This window comes from Flavobacterium micromati (assembly GCF_900129585.1).
Taxonomy (GTDB): domain Bacteria; phylum Bacteroidota; class Bacteroidia; order Flavobacteriales; family Flavobacteriaceae; genus Flavobacterium; species Flavobacterium micromati.
The window spans coordinates 15,636-34,630 of sequence record NZ_FQWF01000006.1 but is presented as its reverse complement, the minus strand read 5'-3'; the positions used below and the strand labels follow the sequence as shown (position 1 = coordinate 34,630).

The following is an 18,995-nucleotide window of genomic DNA, read 5'->3' as shown; positions in this document are numbered from 1 at the left end:
GTAGTAATTATTTGTAATTCCTTAACACTTTTTTTATTTCTTTTTTTATCTCATCAACCAACCATTTTGGCTCCACAACGGTAACTAAACTTCCATATTTTAATAACTGCTGGTTAAATTCAAAATTGGGATGGATAAGTAATTCAATATCAAACGAATCCTCATTTATCGATGAAACTTCCTTTTGGGAACGGTGCAATGGCAGTGAAACTAAATATGGTTTCTGTGAAGGATGAAAACTCAATTTAATTTTTTCTAACGGATGATCTACATAGTTTAAACCAATCACGTGACTGAATTTGTCTTTTGCTTCTTCCGTTTTAAATTTGAATTTTTTAGTGCCTTGAACAATGGTAGCTATTCTATCAATGCCAAAAGTGCGATAACCTTTTTCGGTTTCACCAATAACATACCAACGGTTTTGATATTGCTTTAGAAAATAAGGTTTCAAAGTGTAGCTTTCTTCTTTTAAATGATAAAAACTATAATGCTTAAAGGTGATTGGTAACTGTTTTTGAATCGCAGTTAAAATAGTTTTAAAGGTAGGAATCGTCTCAATTACTGCTCTATTTTCGAATTCTAAAAAAGACAAAGCGTTATTTTTCTCCTTAAAATTAGTAGAAAAAAGTTCTGCCGTAGTTACTACTTCTAACAAACTAAGAAATGACTCTGGGTTGGTACTCTTCTCCTCATCAAAAAAATAACCTTGTTTTTTATAGTCAAACACAATTTCAATTCCGAAATCTCTGGCTAAAGTTTGTTTTAGCCTGTAAAAAGTACGCTCGGTAAAACTTTTGTCATTGGCTTCAAAATAGTCTAAAATAACTTCTTGCGTTTGATACGGATTCCTTTTCAAGTGAGTCAAAAGCAGACGTATTCTTAGCAATTGCGATAAGTTTAAATTTTTATTTTCTGACATAGTATTTTATTAACCTTACAAACGTACTGTATTAAAGTGCCAAATGATGTCAGTGCAATTATTTTTCATTAAAATAAATGACTGACATAAAATGGCAGTTCGCAGTCCTAATATTGCAGTATTAATTTAAAACTAATAATTATGAAAAATGTATTTACAAAATCAAAGTCGGAACTTGACTTAACTAGCGTTGCTGAAATATTAGCCGCAGGTGCCACGGCAGGAATGGCTATTTCTAGTTTTGCTGGGAAAAAAGGAAATGTTGGCGGCATTATTGGCGCCGGAATTTCTCTGTTAATCGGCGGACTAATTGTAGCCTTAGATGACAATCCGACCACAAATTATTTAAGGAATAACAAAACGGATGCAATTATTTAAAACTAAAAACAAATTACATAAAATAGTAGAAACGCCGTCTTTACTTTAGTTCTTAAACCCGCTTTACGGCGCAACATTGATAAAAGTGAACGCGATGTAATAAAATTTATGCCTTATGTGGTTTAAAAAATTAGTTAGTCTGGCTGTTCTAGAATAGTTATATAAATAAAATTTTAAAAATTATTAATTTGACGAAAGTCATAAAACAAGTAATATTATGTTATTTCAAGTCTTAATGAATATTATAGCGGTATTTCTTAAATTCGCTATGTGGGTCTTATTTGCAGTAGTAGCAGTTCCGTATGGCGTTTTTATCGTATTGTGGAAACTGTTTCCAGTGTTTACTAACGATGGGAGCTTTTGGTTTTGGTCAGTATTTGCGGTATTAACTATTATAGCCTATGTTATTTTATGGAAACCTATACTTTGGATCGTTGGAACTATTAACGCTTTAGGCGCTGGGAATTAAACGCGTTTTTTGTTTGAAAGTATGTGAAATAAAGTCCACTACGTTAACTCAAACCGTCTATTGAATACTAAACGCTGCCCCTGACAGTAACGGCAGCCCCAACTGAAAAAAAGCTATTTTTTGCTGGAGAAGCAAAGCGACCAGCGGAAGCTCTTGCTACGAACTAGCAAAAAAAGCTTTTTGAAAGAGGGCTATAGTGTATGGCAGGAAAAGGCCCGAAAAAATTTAAAAATAACAAAATTAAGGCAATAACTCCACCTCAGCATTTGGATTAAATAAATATAATTTTCCAGAACTAATTTCTAAGCATTCAAATCGTTTTGTGCGCACCGCAATTTTTTTGAAAATTTTCCCATTTGTAATTCTAAAAACACTACCGTAAGGAAGTTCGAATACGTAATTTTTATCATTTTGCTGATCAAATTGTTTTAACGCCAATGCTAATGTGGCATCAGTATCGCTGCTGGCAGATGGATTTTTAAAATGTCTTGCAAGTAATGGTAGCAATTGATTCGGAAAAATTTCTGGTCGGATATACGGAATCATCAGGCGTTGAAAAGAATATTTCCACTCGGATCCATGGGGTTTAATATTTCGTCCAAATTTTTCAAAAGCAACAAGATGCGAAATTTCGTGAATTAAAGTGATTAAAAACTTGTATTTATTCAAATTTGCATTCACCGTAATTTCATGTTTTCCACTCAATCCTTTTCGATAATCACCATGACGCGTTTGGCGTTCGTTTACGATTTTTAGATGCACTTGATTGCTAACTATAAGTTCGAAAACGGCTTTTACCGCATGGTCAGGAATATATCTTGCTAAGGTTTCGATCAAAATAGTTATCGATTACGGATTTGTAGAAGAAACCTGCAGCACTTTCCCGTTGAAATATTTATTGCCGGTCAAAGTGAAATCAAAAATGTAATTAGCCATTTCAGATGCTGAAATTGGAGCTTGGTATCCTGGAAAAGCTTCCTCGAGCATTTCTGTTTGAACGGATCCTAATGCCAAAACGTTGAAAGAAATGCCACGCTCTTTGTACTCTTCTGCTAATAATTCCATAAGCGTAATTACCGCGCCTTTACTTGAACTGTACGCAGCAAGTCCTGCAAATTTCAAGCTTCCTTGAATGCCTCCCATAGAACTTACGGTTACAACGTGACTTCCATTTTGCAAATATGGTAAAGCAATTCGAGTCAAGTTAGCAACTCCAAAAACATTGACTTTATAAATACTTTCAAAATCATCCTGCGTTGTCTCTGAAAATGGTTTCAAGATCAAGCTTCCTGCGTTATGAACGATGCCGTCTATTTGTTTCCAAGATTTGGAAAGAAAATCATTTACTTTACTCAGCTCCTTTTCATTTGATAAATCAACTGAAAGACAAGTGATGTTTATATTTCCCAATAAGGTTTGTGGAATTTTTCTGGAAATAGCCAAAACTTGATGTCCAGCATTTGCAAATTGTAAGGCCAACTCATGTCCTATTCCTCTGCTCGTTCCTGTAATAATAATATTTTTCATAAGGCAAAAATAAACAAAAACAACAAAAAAGTAATGCTTTACGATAAGATTGTTGCGGCAATAAAACTTAAAAATTTCTATAAAATTCCCTATTTTTGATTTGGAATAGTAAATTTAGAATCCTCAAAACATGGCGAAAAATATAACATTCGAAACTGCAAAAGTAAGCGACATTGATGGCGTATTAGCTTTACAAGAATTGTATTTAATTTCTAATTTATCTGAAGATGAAAAAGCCGCGGGATTTGTCACAACGCCCTTTACAATCGCTCAATTAACGGAGGTTATAAAGGAACAAAACCTATTTATCGCAAAAGAGGAGAACAGGATTATAGCTTACATTTTTGCTGGAAGTTGGGAATTTTTTAGTCATTGGCCAATTTTTAATTATATGAATTCATTGTTTTCAACATTGACATTTTTAGATTTTGATATTACTACGTCAAATAGTTTTCAATATGGACCAATTTGCATTCATAAAGAATATCGAGGTCAAGGATTGATACAACCATTTTTTGAATTCATGAGAAAACACTTGTTGCTAAAATATCCGTTGAGCTTAACCTTTATCAATAAAATCAATGTTCCGTCGACAAAAGCGCATACCGAAAAACTGCATTGGAGCATTATAAGCGAATTTCAATTTAACGATAATGAGTATTATATTCTCGCTTATGACATGAAAAAATCTGTTTATTAACTATTTGAGCATGATGATTTCTTTAATAGGCGTATTTACCATTTGTGTCATAGCAGGCAACAATTCCTGGATAAAAGAAGTAATATGGGAAATATCCATCGCTTTAAATTCATCAGAAACGTGGTGATAAAATTCGAAATTTTCAAAATCAAATGTACTTACAGATTGACATGGCACTTTGAAAACATCATAAAACGGGAAATTATCTGACCGATAAAACAACTGATATTCGGCTTCTTTTGGAAGGAAGCCAATTGAGTTTTTACCAGTATACTCGTTAATCTTCGCCGCCATATTTGATTTATCGAAACCTGTAATATAAGCCAAGTAATCTCTTTTCATAGGAACTCCAATCATTTCAATATTAAACTGAGCATACAGTTGCAAATTTTGTTCCTTTAACTTTTTGGCTAAATGTTTCGAACCTAATAATCCTATTTCTTCGCCTGCAAAAAATACAAAAAGAATACTGCGGCTATTGTTTTTGCCTTTACTAAAATACTTTGCCATTTCCGCCACAGCAGTTACTCCTGAAGCATCATCGTTAGCACCATTGTTTATGAAATCTCCGTCAATACCTTTTTCAGTTATTCCAATATGATCATAATGAGCACTTAAAATTATAAATTCATCCTTTAATTTTACATCTGTTCCTTCGATATAACCCACAACATTGAAAGCGGTTCCGTCAAAAGTTGACAGCGTATCTCGATACGATTGAAAATACGGCTTGATATTATTATCTTTTAATAATTGCACTAAAAAGTCTGCTGCCTTAACCATTCCTTTTTCGCCAGTTTCCCTTCCCTCTAGTTCATCAGAAGCAAGATATTTTAAGGTTCTTGAAACATCAGTTTCATTTACTTTATAGTCAGTACTGATTTTTTTTAATGACGCAACTCGCGCCTGCTGTGCAACTGTAACGGAGTACGACAATAAACAAAAAGAAATGATTGTGAAGTGTTTGAATTTGTTTTTCATGAATGGAAAATTTGGGTTTTTTACGCTATGTTTTTAGTTTGATAATATTTTCTATATACTTTCACGACTTGAATTATAGCTAAAACTACAAAAAACAACGGAATAGCAACGGGAATTATATATTTAGAAAAACTACTTGTGTTTTGAGCTAAAGTATTCAAAATTAAAACTAAACCAAGCATTCCTCCAAATGTTCCTATTAATGTTCCTGCGATGTAATAGAATTTAAGGTTATGTTCAATAGAAATATATTTACCATTGATCAGATATAGATTCCAACCAGTCCAAAAAGGTATTTGAAGAAAGTTTAGACCGCTTAAAAAAACACCAATTAAAAAAGTTGGATAGCTGATGTATTTTTCCAAAACCCCTTGCTGATTTGCATCAGAATTTGAACTTGAATAAAAAGTATATGCGATAATTAATAAAAAGATTATTGCGAAAAAATCAATTGCTTTCATTAATTTTTTAATATTTACTAACTGTTTTGCGAACATCAATGTAAAATAAATAACAAACATTTCGACAAAAATTACACCCAGTAAAAAGTAAACTAAGTTTTTCATTCCCAATTTTGAAAAGATCTCAAAACCTATAACATTCAAATATCCTAGCGGAATTGAACCGATAAAACTTACTAAAAAACCAACAAAAATATTTTTTAGCACTTTCATTATATTAGAAATTTGTAATTTTTTTACTTTGTTCTAAATGCATTCCATATTCTTTCATTCCGTCTTTATGTGATAAATAAGGAAATCCCATTTTGTAGTTTGCATCACTTATTTCATACATGTAAGTAATGTGCCTTGCTAGTTCTTTCCAAGCAAAAAATAAGGAGTGCTTAGGGTCATAAATATGTGTAGGTTCGCTTCCTGCTCCATTTAGTTCTACTATTGCAAAGTTTAGTCCTTGCTCTAATTCCTCTATCGTATTGAACATTATATCTAATCGACCAAAATAAAATCCAGGAATTTGCAAACACATTTCATTTATTGTCTGAGTCAATTTTGGGGTAATCCAATGGCTTCCATCTATAAATTTAGCTCCTCTAGCATGATTCCCGTACGGCACTAAATTCAATTTATCTCCTTTTGGCAAAATATCAAGTAATTTTTGACCAAATTCTTTTTTTAAAACTTCCAACTGTAACTCGTAGCGTGGATTGTCTTTGATCAGTTCTTCAACAGTCGAAAATCCATTTCCCGTAATAATCAAAAATTCTTTTGACACTATTCCTGTAATTCTGCCTGCTTTTTCATCAGGATAACGAACATAGAAAATCCCAACTTCATTATCATACGGAATTAAATCCTGAACCACATAATCAAAGTTTGCTTTTTCAGCATATTCTTTTAAATCACTTACCGAATCTATTTTTTTGACCCCAGAACCACGCAATCCTATATCAGGTTTTGCAATAAATGGATATTTTATATTTGATTTTTCAATGGTATCCAAAACTTCTTCAATAGCTGTACCCTCTTTAATCAGTTCAGTTTTAGGGTAATATTGTTGCGGTATCAAATTATAAATTTCTTTTTTAGACTCCATCATAAAACCTCCGTTTTTTATAGTTGGATTACATGCATTGAAGAAAAATATCGATTTTGCTTTAATTGCATAAAAAGACCAAAGAAAATAAATAGGAATGTAAACAATCTGGAAAGGCCAATATTCCCAGTGGGTAACTTTATGAAAAAATAGCTTCAAAATAAATAGATTAAATAATGGGGAATGAAGTAGAGAAATCTTGATTCGAAATTAAATCATAATGCTGAACAGTCACTTTTTTATTTTCTAAAACTGCTTGTGTGATACTTAATGTTTTAAGCGCATCGTTTCTATTGATCACTAATCCATTTTCGATGTTTTGCGTTTCAGTTTTGCTATGGAAATCGTACATTTTTGATTCAGAAATTTCATCGATTTGATCAATAAAAGTATAAAACCATTTAGAGCGTTTTTCATGAATAGCCGCTGGATATAAAGTTGATGAAGACCAAATATGTTTTTGATTTGTATCTAATGAGATCGTTTCTTTCTCAGTGCCGTTCCATCGTAATTGAAACAATAAATTATTTTGAAATAAAACTAAAGTAAATGGCTCGATGTTATCTAAATCAATTTCATTCCAGAAATCTTTTGGCGAAAAACAGCTAATTAAATCCAACACAACTAGACCGCGACTTTTTCGGTACGGAGGCTGTACCTGGTGCTTTTCTTTGGCTCCATTTAGAAGTACTAAAATGGTTCCGCTTTCACTTGCAACAAACCAAGTGCCGCCTGCTTTTGAATCTTTTGGATATATTAGATTAAATCCATTGATGGAGTAAAACTTTGGTGAAACCGCGTTTGGTCTTATTATTTGCTCATCTCGGTTAGAAGTAATGATAATTTTATCACTTGTTGATACAAAGCTTACTGTGCACATTGATTCCTATATTCAATTGTAGATCGCGCAACACCAAAATTTGGATCTATTTTTACCGTTTCACATTGTAATATCGCTACTTTTATAAGTGCTTGATGATGAATACAATGCTCTAAATTATAAAGTAATTCTCTGTAATAGTTACTATCGATCCTAACTTCTTCTCCATCGATAACTTGTAACAACTCTAGATTCACGTTTTTTTTATCTAAATTCTTTTGAATATCAACGATATTTTCAATGGCAAATTCGGTATCGGTTTGAATACGGATATTGCGCTCTCTACTGTCATAATTTACAATCCCAGAGTCACATTGATTTTCTAAGCATTGAAACATATCGATAATATGTCTGGTGTGCTCACCAATAGTTGCATTGCTTAATTCAGCGCAGGATTTCGAGTATTCTTTTTGCGACAATTGATTTAATAAATCAATGAGTTCGTTTAGACTTTTATGTATCGAGGGTATCAGCATATTAGTGTTTTAATTCAAAAAAACATTTCTCACTTTACCTTTAATAAAATGAATACCGCAAAGAAAGGTAATTAGTACCAAAATAAAAAGTTCACTGCCATCAATTTAATTATCAATAAATTACAAGAAAAGCTTCAAACAGATTACGGTATTACTTAATCGAGCAAAATAGCTTGGCTCGTGCTTATTATTGTGTGTTTATTTATCAAAGAACTAACGCAATTAAAAAGCAAATAAGTTATATATTAAGTTTTCGTAAATGTATTAAAAAAACAAAACCCTTTCTAACCAAAATTAGAAAGGGTTTTTAGAGGATAATATAATAATTTAAGAAACTAAGCCTCTGGAAATTACAATTCGTTGTATTTCAGAAGTTCCTTCATAAATTTGTGTGATTTTAGAATCACGCATCATACGTTCTACATGATATTCAGCAACATAACCATTTCCACCGTGAATTTGAACAGCTTCATTAGCTACTTCTAAAGCTATTTCTGACGCATATAATTTTGCCATTGCACCAGAATGCGCGATGTCTTTACCTTCGTCTTTTTCGCAAGCTGCCTTCATTACCAATAATTTAGCGGCTGTGACTTTTACGTACATGTCAGCCAATTTGAAAGCAATAGCCTGATGATTGAAAATTTCTTTTCCAAATGCTTTTCTTTCGTGAGAATATTTTAAAGCAATCTCATAAGCCCCAGTTGCTATCCCTAATGCTTGAGATGCAATACCTATTCTTCCACCATTTAAAACATTCATGGCAAATGCAAATCCAAATCCATCTGCGCCAATTCTGTTTTCCTTTGGAACTTTTACATCGCTGAACATTAAAGAATGTGTATCAGAACCTCTAATACCCATTTTTCTTTCTTTTGGACCAATATCAAATCCAGCCCAGCCTTTCTCAACAATAAAAGCATTGATTCCTTTGTGTCCTTTTTCAATATCAGTTTGAGCAATTACAATATATGTTGAAGCAGAAGAACCGTTTGTTATCCAGTTTTTTGTTCCGTTTAATAAATAGTGATCGCCTTTATCAATTGCTGTTGTTTTTTGCGAAGTTGCATCAGATCCAGCCTCAGGCTCAGATAAACAAAAAGCTCCGATCACTTTACCTTTAGCAAGCGGCACCAAGTATTTCATTTTTTGCTCTTCATTACAATATTTTTCAATACCCGCACAAACTAGCGAATTATTTACAGACATAATCACCGCAGAAGAAGCATCAATTTTTGCAATTTCTGTCATTGCCAAAACATAAGAGATACTGTCTAAACCCGATCCGCCATATTTAGGATCTACCATCATTCCCATAAAACCTAAATCAGCCATCATCTTCACTTGCTCAGTGGGAAACTTAGAATGTTCATCTCTTTCTATTACTCCAGGCAAAAGCTCAGCGGTTGCAAAATCGCGGGCTGCTTGTTGAATCATTAAATGCTCCTCGGTTAGATTAAAATCCATATTTTTATTATAAATTAAGTGTTCTTAAATTCGTTCCCAAAAGTAATTATTAATAATTAAATTTCAAACGTTTTCGCCAAATTAGCGACTGTTTAAAAAAAGCAACTCTTCAAAATAATTATTGCAATAACTCAAAGTGAAATTAAAGTTACCCCAGCTATCGTCTTTACTGTAATAAATAGAAAATGGAATCGAAAAAGCATTATCTAAAACAACTCTAAATAAAGTCAATTAGTAAAACAAAAGAAGCAATCTGTTACGAAGTAGTATTTGAACATACAAAATGAACATTGCTTTTTTATAAGCTCGATTTTTTAATTTATTTTATTATTTAAAATTACATTCGTTTTTAGACAAACTACTGCGGTCTTAGATTAAATACTTCATGTATTACTAATTTTTATAATTTGAAAAAATCAACTTTTAAATATTGGAACTGGAATTAAATTAATTTTGCCACATTATTATCAAAAAACATCCCGTACTTTTAGAAATTATAAGATAGAGCATAAATTACATTGCGCAAGATTTATTATAAATTACATGCTTTATCAATGAGATTGAATTAAATTTGCACGTTCCAAATATTTTTAAATCAAACAACCTAAATTTACCCTTATGAAAAAATTCCTGTCTTTACTCGCTTTAGTATTACTATTCAATCTTAATACTGCCAATGCTCAAAAAAATTTCAATGTCAACGGCATTGAAGTCCCAAGAACTTTAGAATTTAAAGGAAAATCAATGTCTTTGAATGGTGTTGGGCAACGCTCAAAATTCTTCACAGATTTATATGTCCAAGCTTTATACTTGTCTAAATATTCCCAAGATGCCGCTCAAATTTTAGATAGTCAAACAGAGATGGCCATTACATTGCATATCACATCTGACTTGGTAAGTTCGAAAAAATTATCAAAAGCGCTAGAAAAAGGAATGTTGAAATCAGTGGGAGATGAAGGTATTTTGATATTTAGCAAGGAACTGAAGGAACTAGAATATTTGTTGACTACAGAAGTAACTAAAAAAGGAGATTTATTCGAATTAACTTTTAATCCACAAGATGAATCGCTTTGGATTACAAAAAATGGTACTTACAAAGGACAAATTAAAGGTTTAGAATTTAAAAAAGCATTTTACGGAATCTGGTTATCCGAAAATCCAGTTGATAAAGATTTGAAAGATGAGTTGTTAGGTAAGTAACAATCAATACATCTTTTTAAGATATTTTAAAATAATAAACAGTTCGCATAAATTCTTTTTTATATTTGCAAAAATTAAACATATCGCAAAATAATGAAAGATTTACTGAATATATTCGAAAATAAAGAACCTGAAATAGTTTTTCACTGGAAAGATTCAGAAACAGAAGCTGAAGGCTGGACAGTTATCAATTCATTACGTGGCGGTGCAGCCGGTGGCGGAACTCGAATGAGAAAAGGACTAGATAAAAATGAAGTTCTATCTCTAGCAAAAACAATGGAAGTAAAATTTTCTGTATCCGGACCAGCTATCGGTGGCGCTAAGTCAGGGATTAATTTTGACCCGAACGATCCAAGAAAAAGAGGTGTTTTGCAACGCTGGTATAAAGTGGTTTCTCCCTTATTAAAAAGCTATTACGGCACCGGCGGAGACTTAAATGTTGACGAAATACATGAAGTTATTCCAATGACTGAAGAATGTGGCGTGTGGCATCCACAAGAAGGCGTTTTTAATGGGCATTTCAAGCCTACAGAAGCAGATAAAATCAACAGAATTGGACAACTGCGTCAGGGCGTTGTCAAAGTAATTGAAAATCCAAAATTCTCTCCTGATATTTCAAAAAAATATACTGTTGCTGATATGATAACAGGTTTCGGTGTTGCTGAAGCTGTGCGCAATTATTACGCTATTTATGGCGGTGAAGTAAAAGGTAAAAAAGCTATTGTCCAAGGTTTTGGCAATGTAGGATCAGCTGCTGCTTTCTACTTAGCCGAAATGGGTGCAAAAATAATTGGTATAATTGATAGAGATGGCGGTATTATCAATGAAGAAGGATTTACTTTTGAAGAAATAAAAGCCTTATTTTTAGCAAAAGACGGTAATAAGTTGGTTGCTGCGGACATGATTCCCTTTAATGAAATCAATCAAAAAATATGGACTATTGGTGCCGAAATATTCACCCCTTGTGCTGCTTCTCGATTAGTAACTCAATCACAAATTGATAGTTTAATTGCAAATGGACTTGAAGTCATTTCTTGCGGTGCCAATGTTCCTTTTGCTGATGAAGCAATCTTTTTTGGTCCAATAATGGAAGATGTAGATCATAAAGTAAGCTTAATTCCTGATTTTATTTCTAATTGTGGAATGGCTCGCGTATTTGCTTATTTCATGGAAAAGAAAGTACAAATGACTGATGAAGCAATTTTCAACGATACATCGGAGACTATTAAAAAAGCCATCGAAAAAGCATATTCATTGAATAATTCAAAAACTAATATAAGCGCTACAGCATTTGAAATTGCGTTGAAACAATTGCTTCAATAATTAAGGCAATTAAAAGCAGTTTGTAGTTATAATTTAATAGATAGTCAGTTTACACATTTGAGAATTTAAATGTGTAAACTGACTATTCAATTTGGCGAAAAACTGCTCTTATAAATTTATCTCGCATTGAATTTTTAATCCAATGAATTAGCAATTTTTATAATACATTAGCGTTTTCATAATAAATATAAATTATATGAGTCTATTGTTACAAGCAGACACCTTGTCTGTTGCACAAGAAAGTTTAACCGAAGCTGTCCCAGTCGAAAAGACATTATCGATTATTGAATTGTTAACTAGCGGAGGTTTAGCGGGTCAAATAATTATGACAGCTCTTTTTATCATGCTTTTTGTAGCATTATATCTTTATTTTGAAAGATTAATGGCTATAAATGCAGCCTCAAAAGTTGATATTAACTTTATGTCTCAAATAAAGGATAACATTAAAAACGGTCGTATCGACAATGCTAAAATTACATGTGCCCATTACAAGTCACCAGTGGCAAGATTAATTGAAAAAGGAATTTCTCGAATAGGCAAGCCACTTGATGACATCAACACAGCAATTGAAAATGCTGGAAAACTTGAAATATACAAACTCGAAAAAAATGTAAGTATGTTAGCGACAATATCTGGAGCAGGTCCTATGACTGGTTTTCTTGGAACTGTCGTAGGTATGATCCAAGCATTTCATAAAATGGCAAGTTCGGGTGGACAAATTGAAGTAGGTGCGCTATCTGAAGGAATTTATACTGCTATGACAACCACTGTTGTTGGATTAGTTGTAGGAATCATTGCTTATGTTGGATACAATCATTTGGTGGTTAAAACAGATAAAATTGTACATCAAATGGAAGCAAACGCTGTAGATTTTTTAGATTTATTAAATGATCCTGCATAATTATGAATTTAAGAGGACGAAATAAAGTAAGCGCTGAATTCAATATGTCATCAATGACAGATATTGTATTTCTATTGCTAATATTTTTTATGCTAACTTCAACAATGGTCACAACTAATGCACTTGACTTAGTTTTACCAAAAGCGAAAGGAAAAACAGATAGTAACAAAAATATCTCGGTAAGTATCAATAAAAAATTAGAATTTTTTATTGATAAAGAGCCAATATTAGAAACCGAACTAGAATCAAAATTACTATCCTTGTTTACAGCCGACAAAGAAAAGGCTATAATCTTGAGAGCTGAAGAAGGAGTGCCTATTGAAAAAGCAGTTAATGTGTTGGACATTGCTAATCGAAACCAAATTAAAGTTGTTTTAGCGGTGAGACCTAAATGATAATTACGTCCTAACGCAAAATCTATTTTTACATGAAATACATTAAAACAGAAGAAGAAAAAAAATCATTTGCAATCACGTCTATTATTTTCGTGATTCTATTTATTTTGTTCTTTTATTTAGGGTTAACCTCTTTAGATCCACCTCCTGAAAACGGAATAGCAATCAATTTTGGAACAACAGAATTTGGTTCAGGAAATATTCAGCCAACAGAAGCTATACAATCAGCACCAAAAGCTATTGCGGCAAAGGAAGCTGCATCCAATAACGATGAAGTACTTTCGCAAGAAATTGAAGAAGCAGTAGTTATTAAAGCAACAAAAAAAAATCAACCTACTAAACAAGCGGCTAAAGAAGAAGTTAAACCAAAGCCAAAGGAGAACCCAAAACCTTCTAAAAGTACTTCTGATGCATTATCTAGTTTAATAAATGGTCCAAAATCTGAGGGTAAAGCTCAAGGCGGACAAGGAAATGATAATATTGCTGGTGACAAAGGCAGTCCAAATGGAAATCCTTATGCCAATAGTTACTATGGATCAGGCAGCGGAAGCGGCACAGGTAGTGGATGGGGTTTAAATGGCAGAAACATCAGCTCTAGAGGAAAGGAAGTACAAAAATGTAATGAATTTGGAACTGTGGTGGTTCAAATAACAGTCAATAGAAATGGGAATGTCATAGCTGCTAAATACACTAAAGGCACTACAAATACAAATCCCTGCTTAATAGAGCCCGCTTTAGCTACAGCCCGAAAGCACAAATGGCAGCCAGACGAAAATGCTCCCGAAACTCAAATTGGTTTTATAACTGTTAATTTTAAAATTGGAGAATAATAAAAAGTACCTTTGACTTTATATTATTTAATGACAATATGAATTACCAAGAAACTACGCAATGGATGTTTACGCAGCTCCCAATGTATCAAACTCAAGGCGCATCTGCTTACAAGGAGGACTTAACAAATATTGTTTCACTTTCAAATCACTTGGGAAATCCTGAAAAAAACTTGCACTGTATCCATGTTGCAGGAACAAACGGGAAAGGGTCTACATCGCACATGTTATCATCAATTCTACAAGAAGCAGGATACAAAGTTGGTTTATATACATCTCCACATTTAAAAGACTATCGTGAAAGAATTAAAATTAACGGCATCGAAATCTCAGAGGATTTTGTGTGCTCGTTTATAAAAAAACACAAAGCTTATTTAGAAAAAGAAGCTTTTAGTTTCTTTGAAATGTCAGTTGGTTTAGCCTTTGAGTACTTTGCACACGAAGAAGTGGATATTGCCATTATCGAAGTAGGAATGGGCGGTAGATTAGACGCAACTAATATTATTATGCCTCTTGTTTCGGTGATAACAAATATAGGATTAGATCACACTCAATTTTTAGGAAACACGATTGAATTAATCGCTTTTGAGAAAGCAGGAATTATAAAACCTAAAGTTCCGATTGTTATTGGGGAATATATTTCTCAAAGTAAGCCTGTTTTTTTGGCTAAAGCCAAAGAAAATGAATCGGCGATCTATTTTGCTGCAGATTTAATTTCTAAAGATTACGCTTCAGATTTAATTGGCGATTACCAGGTGCAAAATAAGAAAACAGTTGTCCAAACCATCACCATTCTTAATCAACAAAATAAATTTAAAATAAGTCAAAAAAATATAAGTTCTGGTTTGTTAAATATAGTCGAAAATACAGGGTTCAGAGGTAGGTGGCAACAAATAGGAAATTCGCCAAAAGTAATTTGTGATACGGCTCATAACAAACATGGTTTGGAAATAGTGCTCAATCAAATTGAAAAGGAAGTTTTTGAAACGTTACACATTGTCCTAGGAGTAGTAAACGACAAAGATTTAGACGAAATTCTACCATTATTTCCTAAAAAAGCGATTTACTATTTCTGTAAACCAAATATACCACGTGGTTTAAATGCGATTATTTTGCAACAAAAAGCGATCAATTACGAACTATATGGCGAAGTATTTAATTCTGTTTCAGATGCTTATACTTTTGCAGCAAGTAAAGCCTCAAGGGCAGATTTTATTTATGTAGGCGGAAGTACTTTTGTAGTTGCAGAAATTTTATAATTATTATATTTTTTACTTGCTAATTTAGAAAAGAGATGTATATTTGCAGACGCAATAACGGAATCGAAAGAAACGAAATTGTTTAGGGCGATTAGCTCAGCTGGTTCAGAGCACCTCGTTTACACCGAGGGGGTCGGGGGTTCGAACCCCTCATCGCCCACAAAACAAACTCCATTAGAAATAATGGAGTTTTTTATTTTTTAGCTGATTAGTAGTTCAAGAAGCTAAGTTGGTTTGCAGCATTTACCTCATAGGACAAAAGGTCGGCGGTTCTCGCGATAGCGATCGGGACTCATCACCACAAGACAAATTCCATTCGCAATAATGGAGTTTTTTATTTTTAAGGGATCAATAGTTTAAGAAGCTAAGATGGTTTATATCATTTACATTACATTACAAGAGGTCGGCGGTTCTCCCGATAGCGATCGGGAATCATAGCCCACAAAAAACTCCTTAAGAAATTAAGGAGCTTATTTTGACTTCTGCAAAAAAATCTAACCGTTGCATTTATAACTAGAATCTAAGCAACATTTTAAATCTTATACTTTCAACTATTACATTATAAAATCTAATGTTCTTTCTAATGCCATTCCTCTAGATCCTTTTATTAATATTGAATTATCAATAAATTTAGTTGCTGATATCTGCTGCGCAAAACTTTCGAATGATTCAAAGAAATAAAAATTATCTTTTTTAACTTTGTTTTTAAAAAAATTTAGTCCTACAAAATAGCAAGATATCTTTTCTTCATTTGCCACCATACTTATTATTTCTTTATGCTCAAAATCACTTTCAATTCCCAACTCAAACATATCTCCCAAAACTAAAATCTTATTTTGATTTTCTAATTGCAAAAAGTTCTCAATTGCCACTTTCATGCTACTAGGATTAGCATTGTACGCGTCTAATATAATTTGATTCGTTTCTCTATATAGTAATTGAGACCTATTATTTGCAGGAATATAGCTTTCTAAAGCCTCTTTAATATCGAAGTTAGGCACTCCAAAAAACTTTCCAATTGCTAAAGCTGCATTGATGTTATTTGCGTTGTACAGGCCTAATAGATTTGACTTAATTACAAAACTACGGCAATGAATTTCGACAAAAGGATTAGCTTTTATATTTGTAACATTAACATCAGCATTAACTTTATTTATACCAAAAGTGTAAGATGTTAAGAGCTGGGATTTTTCAATTTGAATCGGGTCTTCTAAATTAACGAAAACAACACTATTATTTTTTATAAGATATTGATACATTTCACTCTTGCCTTCAATAACTCCATCTATTCCTCCAAATCCCTCTAAATGTGCTTTACCAAAATTAGTGATATACCCGTAATTCGGTTGTGCTAAGTCACAAAGAAATTCAATTTCTTTTTTATGATTCGCTCCCATTTCTACTATTCCAATCTGTGTTGTCGAATTAAATGAAAGTAAAGTCAATGGCACGCCTATATGATTGTTATAATTACCAACAGTAGCTTTAGTGATAAATTTTTTCTCCAACACAACATTAATCAGTTCCTTGGTGGTAGTTTTACCATTACTGCCTGTAAGCGCAATTATTGGGATTTTCAAATAATTGCGATGGAATTTTGCAAGCTCTTGCAATGTTTTTAAAGTATTTTCAACATAGATAGTTTGCTCGCTTACATAGAAAGATCTATTATCAATTATTACATATAATGCACCTTTTTGTAATGCTTCTGCGGCAAAAGTATTAGCATCAAAGTGATCTCCTTTTATGGCAAAAAACATTGAGCTTTGTTCTATTTTTCGAGTGTCAATTGATATAGATGTGCATTTTAAAAATAATGAGTGAAGATCTTTTATATCCATTTAAAATAATTTAAAAAATAAAAGCCCTAATTAAAGGGCTTTTATTTGCATTGTTTACTACTTTTTTAATTTCTTGGTGATCTTTTTTGTTCTGCTTTTGGACCCACTCTTGACATTGCACATCTAAAACCAATGTAATCTGTTGCCATATCTTGAGGGAAGTACCTTCTTTGCGCAGGATCTAACCAATAAGCTCTATCTCTCCATGAACCACCTTTATAAACTCTAGATTCATTATTTATTAGCGTAGTTCTTTTGCTAGATTTATCATAATTTCTAACCATATTACCTAAACTATCGGTAGTAACATTATGTTTTGGCGAATTGTACATAAGTTTATCAGATGCGTTCTTGCTGTCATCTGATTCAGCATCAGCTAATTTGTAATATCTAGTAGATTGTCTATCACCATCTCGATAATTAACGTTATCACTTTTATCGAAATTTTGTCTTAAATAAGTTTCTTGTTCGTCAATTGGCACTTGCGCAATTTGACCTGGAAAATTTCTTGCCACAACCCTACCGTTACTTAAGGTATCATATTTCATGTTATCTTTAGTAACAATTTCGATTTTACCATCAGGACCAATTTTGTTTTTAGTGTACATATTTCCTCTAAAATAATTGAAATCATTTGCTTCATTATCAATTATTGGTCGGTAAACATCTTGCACCCATTCGGCTACATTTCCAGCCATATCATATAGGCCGAAATCATTTGCAGGATACTTTTTAACTTCGTTTGTGATATCAGCACCATCATCAGACCATCCTGCGATCCCACCGTAATCTCCATTACCTTGCTTAAAGTTTGCTAACTGATCCCCTTTAGTTTGTCTTTTACCAGAACGTGTATAACCACCGTTCCATGGATATTTTTTCTGACCTTTGTAGATATTGTATTCACGTTGTCCAACATCTGCTGCTGCTGCATACTCCCATTCAGCTTCCGTGGGAAGTCTATATTCAGGTAATAAAATTCCTGAGGATCGCTGAGCGTATACATTCTTAGGTTCTACAACTACTCCATCTTTTCCAGCTTTGGGTGCTTTTTTCCCGCTTTTCGATCCTTTTAAAACAATCTCTTCATTTCCGCCGTAAGCTGAAGTTGGCGAATTTAAATATGTTTCAGTATCAAAATTACTTTCAGCACTTACATCAAGAGTTTTTGCATCCTTTTTTAGGTATCCATTTTTTTCTAAAAGAGCTTCATTTACACGTTGTGTTCGCCAATTACTGAATTCCACAGCTTGTATCCAATTCACACCTACAACAGGATAATCAGCATACGCTGGATGTCTAAGATAATTATTAGTCATCGTCTCATTGTAGCCTAGTCTATTTCTCCAAACTAAAGTATCAGGTGAAGCACCTTCATATATATTCTTGTAAATCTGCTCGTTTGGTGGATAAACACTTTTTAACCATTCAAGATAGTCCAAATACATAGAATTTGTAACCTCGGTTTCATCCATGTAAAACGACTGAATATGCTGCTGTGTTGGCGAATTATTCCAATCATGCATAACATCATCTTGCACTTTACCCATGGTAAATGTTCCTCCTTCTACAAAAACTAGTCCAGGACCAGCTTGTTGTTTCTTACTACTTGATCCTTTTTTGCTATCCATATTCCAACCGGTAGCTCGTGAGGTGTTGCTTGAACTTGATTTTTTACTGCAACTTATTGAACTAGCAACCAAAACGATCGATAGTAACAATTTAATGCCCAAAATTCTCTTTGCTTTCATACTTTAGTAGGTGATAATTTAGTGACGCAATTTAATGATAACCTGTTAATAGTTTTCTATTTATTTATAAATATTAACTTTAACATTTATTTAGATATTGAAACGCAAATTTATAATATTTATTATTTAAAATCACAAGAAAAA

General features: G+C 32.8%; 20 protein-coding genes and 1 tRNA gene. 10 read left to right on the top strand and 11 right to left on the bottom strand.

Annotation, left to right across the window (positions count from 1 at the left end):
- Positions 1-7 precede the first annotated feature (7 nt).
- Positions 8-919 carry a helix-turn-helix transcriptional regulator gene (locus BUB42_RS07620; RefSeq protein WP_073018842.1) on the bottom strand — a complete coding sequence of 304 codons (912 nt, stop codon included), beginning with the start codon at positions 917-919 and terminating at the stop codon, positions 8-10.
- A 141-nt stretch (positions 920-1,060) separates the two neighbouring features.
- On the opposite strand from BUB42_RS07620, the gene BUB42_RS07615 reads away from it, so the two are divergent.
- Positions 1,061-1,297: a hypothetical protein gene (locus tag BUB42_RS07615; RefSeq protein ID WP_073018840.1), complete on the top strand. Its 237-nt coding sequence runs from the start codon at positions 1,061-1,063 to the stop codon at positions 1,295-1,297.
- 217 nt (positions 1,298-1,514) lie between these two features.
- Positions 1,515-1,766: a hypothetical protein gene (locus BUB42_RS07610; RefSeq protein WP_073018838.1), complete on the top strand. Its 252-nt coding sequence runs from the start codon at positions 1,515-1,517 to the stop codon at positions 1,764-1,766.
- A 240-nt stretch (positions 1,767-2,006) separates the two neighbouring features.
- On the opposite strand, the gene BUB42_RS07605 is transcribed toward BUB42_RS07610, so the two are convergent.
- Both BUB42_RS07605 and BUB42_RS07600 read right to left on the bottom strand, forming a co-directional pair.
- Positions 2,007-2,603, bottom strand: a complete 597-nt coding sequence (locus tag BUB42_RS07605; protein ID WP_073018833.1) for a SprT-like domain-containing protein — start codon at positions 2,601-2,603, stop codon at positions 2,007-2,009.
- 12 nt (positions 2,604-2,615) lie between these two features.
- Complete coding sequence (locus BUB42_RS07600; RefSeq protein ID WP_073018831.1) at positions 2,616-3,293, bottom strand: SDR family NAD(P)-dependent oxidoreductase; 678 nt, start codon at positions 3,291-3,293, stop codon at positions 2,616-2,618.
- Positions 3,294-3,423: 130 nt separating this feature from the next.
- On the opposite strand from BUB42_RS07600, the gene BUB42_RS07595 reads away from it, so the two are divergent.
- Entirely contained in the window at positions 3,424-3,993 is a 570-nt protein-coding gene (locus BUB42_RS07595) for a GNAT family acetyltransferase (RefSeq protein WP_073018830.1), read from the top strand.
- Here the strand turns inward: BUB42_RS07595 and BUB42_RS07590 are convergent, their stop codons facing one another.
- From BUB42_RS07590 to BUB42_RS07565, 6 genes are all read right to left on the bottom strand, one after another.
- Positions 3,994-4,974, bottom strand: a complete 981-nt coding sequence (locus BUB42_RS07590) for a M20/M25/M40 family metallo-hydrolase (protein WP_073018829.1) — start codon at positions 4,972-4,974, stop codon at positions 3,994-3,996. It lies immediately after the preceding gene.
- A 20-nt stretch (positions 4,975-4,994) separates the two neighbouring features.
- Positions 4,995-5,648 (bottom strand): hypothetical protein, encoded by a 654-nt coding sequence (locus BUB42_RS07585; protein WP_073018828.1) that lies wholly within the window; start codon positions 5,646-5,648, stop codon positions 4,995-4,997.
- Between the two features lie 4 nt (positions 5,649-5,652).
- Entirely contained in the window at positions 5,653-6,687 is a 1,035-nt protein-coding gene (locus BUB42_RS07580) for an ATP-grasp domain-containing protein (protein WP_073018826.1), read from the bottom strand.
- A gap of 10 nt (positions 6,688-6,697) precedes the next feature.
- Positions 6,698-7,408, bottom strand: coding sequence for an NRDE family protein (locus BUB42_RS07575; protein ID WP_073018824.1), 711 nt, complete (start codon positions 7,406-7,408; stop codon positions 6,698-6,700).
- Positions 7,396-7,884: a hypothetical protein gene (locus tag BUB42_RS07570; protein WP_073018822.1), complete on the bottom strand. Its 489-nt coding sequence runs from the start codon at positions 7,882-7,884 to the stop codon at positions 7,396-7,398. The genes BUB42_RS07575 and BUB42_RS07570 overlap by 13 nt, the downstream gene beginning before the upstream one ends.
- 327 nt (positions 7,885-8,211) lie before the next feature.
- On the bottom strand, positions 8,212-9,351 hold the full coding sequence (locus tag BUB42_RS07565) for an acyl-CoA dehydrogenase family protein (RefSeq protein WP_073018820.1): 1,140 nt from the start codon (positions 9,349-9,351) through the stop codon (positions 8,212-8,214).
- 618 nt (positions 9,352-9,969) lie between these two features.
- Here BUB42_RS07565 and BUB42_RS07560 point away from each other — a divergent pair.
- From BUB42_RS07560 to BUB42_RS07530, 7 genes are all read left to right on the top strand, one after another.
- Positions 9,970-10,551 carry a chalcone isomerase family protein gene (locus tag BUB42_RS07560; protein ID WP_073018818.1) on the top strand — a complete coding sequence of 194 codons (582 nt, stop codon included), beginning with the start codon at positions 9,970-9,972 and terminating at the stop codon, positions 10,549-10,551.
- A gap of 93 nt (positions 10,552-10,644) precedes the next feature.
- A complete protein-coding gene (locus BUB42_RS07555; RefSeq protein ID WP_073018817.1) occupies positions 10,645-11,874 on the top strand; it encodes a Glu/Leu/Phe/Val dehydrogenase dimerization domain-containing protein in 1,230 nt (409 codons plus the stop codon).
- A gap of 196 nt (positions 11,875-12,070) precedes the next feature.
- Positions 12,071-12,775: a MotA/TolQ/ExbB proton channel family protein gene (locus BUB42_RS07550; RefSeq protein ID WP_073018815.1), complete on the top strand. Its 705-nt coding sequence runs from the start codon at positions 12,071-12,073 to the stop codon at positions 12,773-12,775.
- Positions 12,776-12,777: 2 nt separating this feature from the next.
- Positions 12,778-13,170, top strand: coding sequence for an ExbD/TolR family protein (locus BUB42_RS07545; protein ID WP_073018814.1), 393 nt, complete (start codon positions 12,778-12,780; stop codon positions 13,168-13,170).
- Positions 13,171-13,202: 32 nt separating this feature from the next.
- On the top strand, positions 13,203-14,000 hold the full coding sequence (locus tag BUB42_RS07540) for an energy transducer TonB (protein WP_073018813.1): 798 nt from the start codon (positions 13,203-13,205) through the stop codon (positions 13,998-14,000).
- 38 nt (positions 14,001-14,038) lie between these two features.
- Positions 14,039-15,259, top strand: a complete 1,221-nt coding sequence (locus BUB42_RS07535; protein WP_073018812.1) for a bifunctional folylpolyglutamate synthase/dihydrofolate synthase — start codon at positions 14,039-14,041, stop codon at positions 15,257-15,259.
- Positions 15,260-15,344: 85 nt separating this feature from the next.
- A tRNA-Val gene (locus BUB42_RS07530) sits at positions 15,345-15,419 on the top strand.
- Between the two features lie 394 nt (positions 15,420-15,813).
- On the opposite strand, the gene BUB42_RS07525 is transcribed toward BUB42_RS07530, so the two are convergent.
- Positions 15,814-17,100: a UDP-N-acetylmuramoyl-tripeptide--D-alanyl-D-alanine ligase gene (locus BUB42_RS07525; protein WP_073018811.1), complete on the bottom strand. Its 1,287-nt coding sequence runs from the start codon at positions 17,098-17,100 to the stop codon at positions 15,814-15,816.
- Positions 17,101-17,165: 65 nt separating this feature from the next.
- Positions 17,166-18,851, bottom strand: coding sequence for a gliding motility lipoprotein GldJ (gene gldJ / locus BUB42_RS07520; protein WP_073018810.1), 1,686 nt, complete (start codon positions 18,849-18,851; stop codon positions 17,166-17,168).
- Positions 18,852-18,995 lie beyond the last annotated feature (144 nt).

Coding starts and splice junctions, on each gene's coding strand:
- gldJ (WP_073018810.1), bottom strand. CDS start 18,851: ATGAAAGCAAAGAGAATTTTGGGCATTAAATTGTTACTATCGATCGTT.
- BUB42_RS07540 (WP_073018813.1), top strand. CDS start 13,203: ATGAAATACATTAAAACAGAAGAAGAAAAAAAATCATTTGCAATCACG.
- BUB42_RS07550 (WP_073018815.1), top strand. CDS start 12,071: ATGAGTCTATTGTTACAAGCAGACACCTTGTCTGTTGCACAAGAAAGT.
- BUB42_RS07585 (WP_073018828.1), bottom strand. CDS start 5,648: ATGAAAGTGCTAAAAAATATTTTTGTTGGTTTTTTAGTAAGTTTTATC.
- BUB42_RS07575 (WP_073018824.1), bottom strand. CDS start 7,408: ATGTGCACAGTAAGCTTTGTATCAACAAGTGATAAAATTATCATTACT.
- BUB42_RS07600 (WP_073018831.1), bottom strand. CDS start 3,293: ATGAAAAATATTATTATTACAGGAACGAGCAGAGGAATAGGACATGAG.
- BUB42_RS07565 (WP_073018820.1), bottom strand. CDS start 9,351: ATGGATTTTAATCTAACCGAGGAGCATTTAATGATTCAACAAGCAGCC.
- BUB42_RS07615 (WP_073018840.1), top strand. CDS start 1,061: ATGAAAAATGTATTTACAAAATCAAAGTCGGAACTTGACTTAACTAGC.
- BUB42_RS07555 (WP_073018817.1), top strand. CDS start 10,645: ATGAAAGATTTACTGAATATATTCGAAAATAAAGAACCTGAAATAGTT.
- BUB42_RS07525 (WP_073018811.1), bottom strand. CDS start 17,100: ATGGATATAAAAGATCTTCACTCATTATTTTTAAAATGCACATCTATA.
- BUB42_RS07570 (WP_073018822.1), bottom strand. CDS start 7,884: ATGCTGATACCCTCGATACATAAAAGTCTAAACGAACTCATTGATTTA.
- BUB42_RS07595 (WP_073018830.1), top strand. CDS start 3,424: ATGGCGAAAAATATAACATTCGAAACTGCAAAAGTAAGCGACATTGAT.
- BUB42_RS07560 (WP_073018818.1), top strand. CDS start 9,970: ATGAAAAAATTCCTGTCTTTACTCGCTTTAGTATTACTATTCAATCTT.
- BUB42_RS07545 (WP_073018814.1), top strand. CDS start 12,778: ATGAATTTAAGAGGACGAAATAAAGTAAGCGCTGAATTCAATATGTCA.
- BUB42_RS07535 (WP_073018812.1), top strand. CDS start 14,039: ATGAATTACCAAGAAACTACGCAATGGATGTTTACGCAGCTCCCAATG.
- BUB42_RS07590 (WP_073018829.1), bottom strand. CDS start 4,974: ATGAAAAACAAATTCAAACACTTCACAATCATTTCTTTTTGTTTATTG.
- BUB42_RS07620 (WP_073018842.1), bottom strand. CDS start 919: ATGTCAGAAAATAAAAATTTAAACTTATCGCAATTGCTAAGAATACGT.
- BUB42_RS07610 (WP_073018838.1), top strand. CDS start 1,515: ATGTTATTTCAAGTCTTAATGAATATTATAGCGGTATTTCTTAAATTC.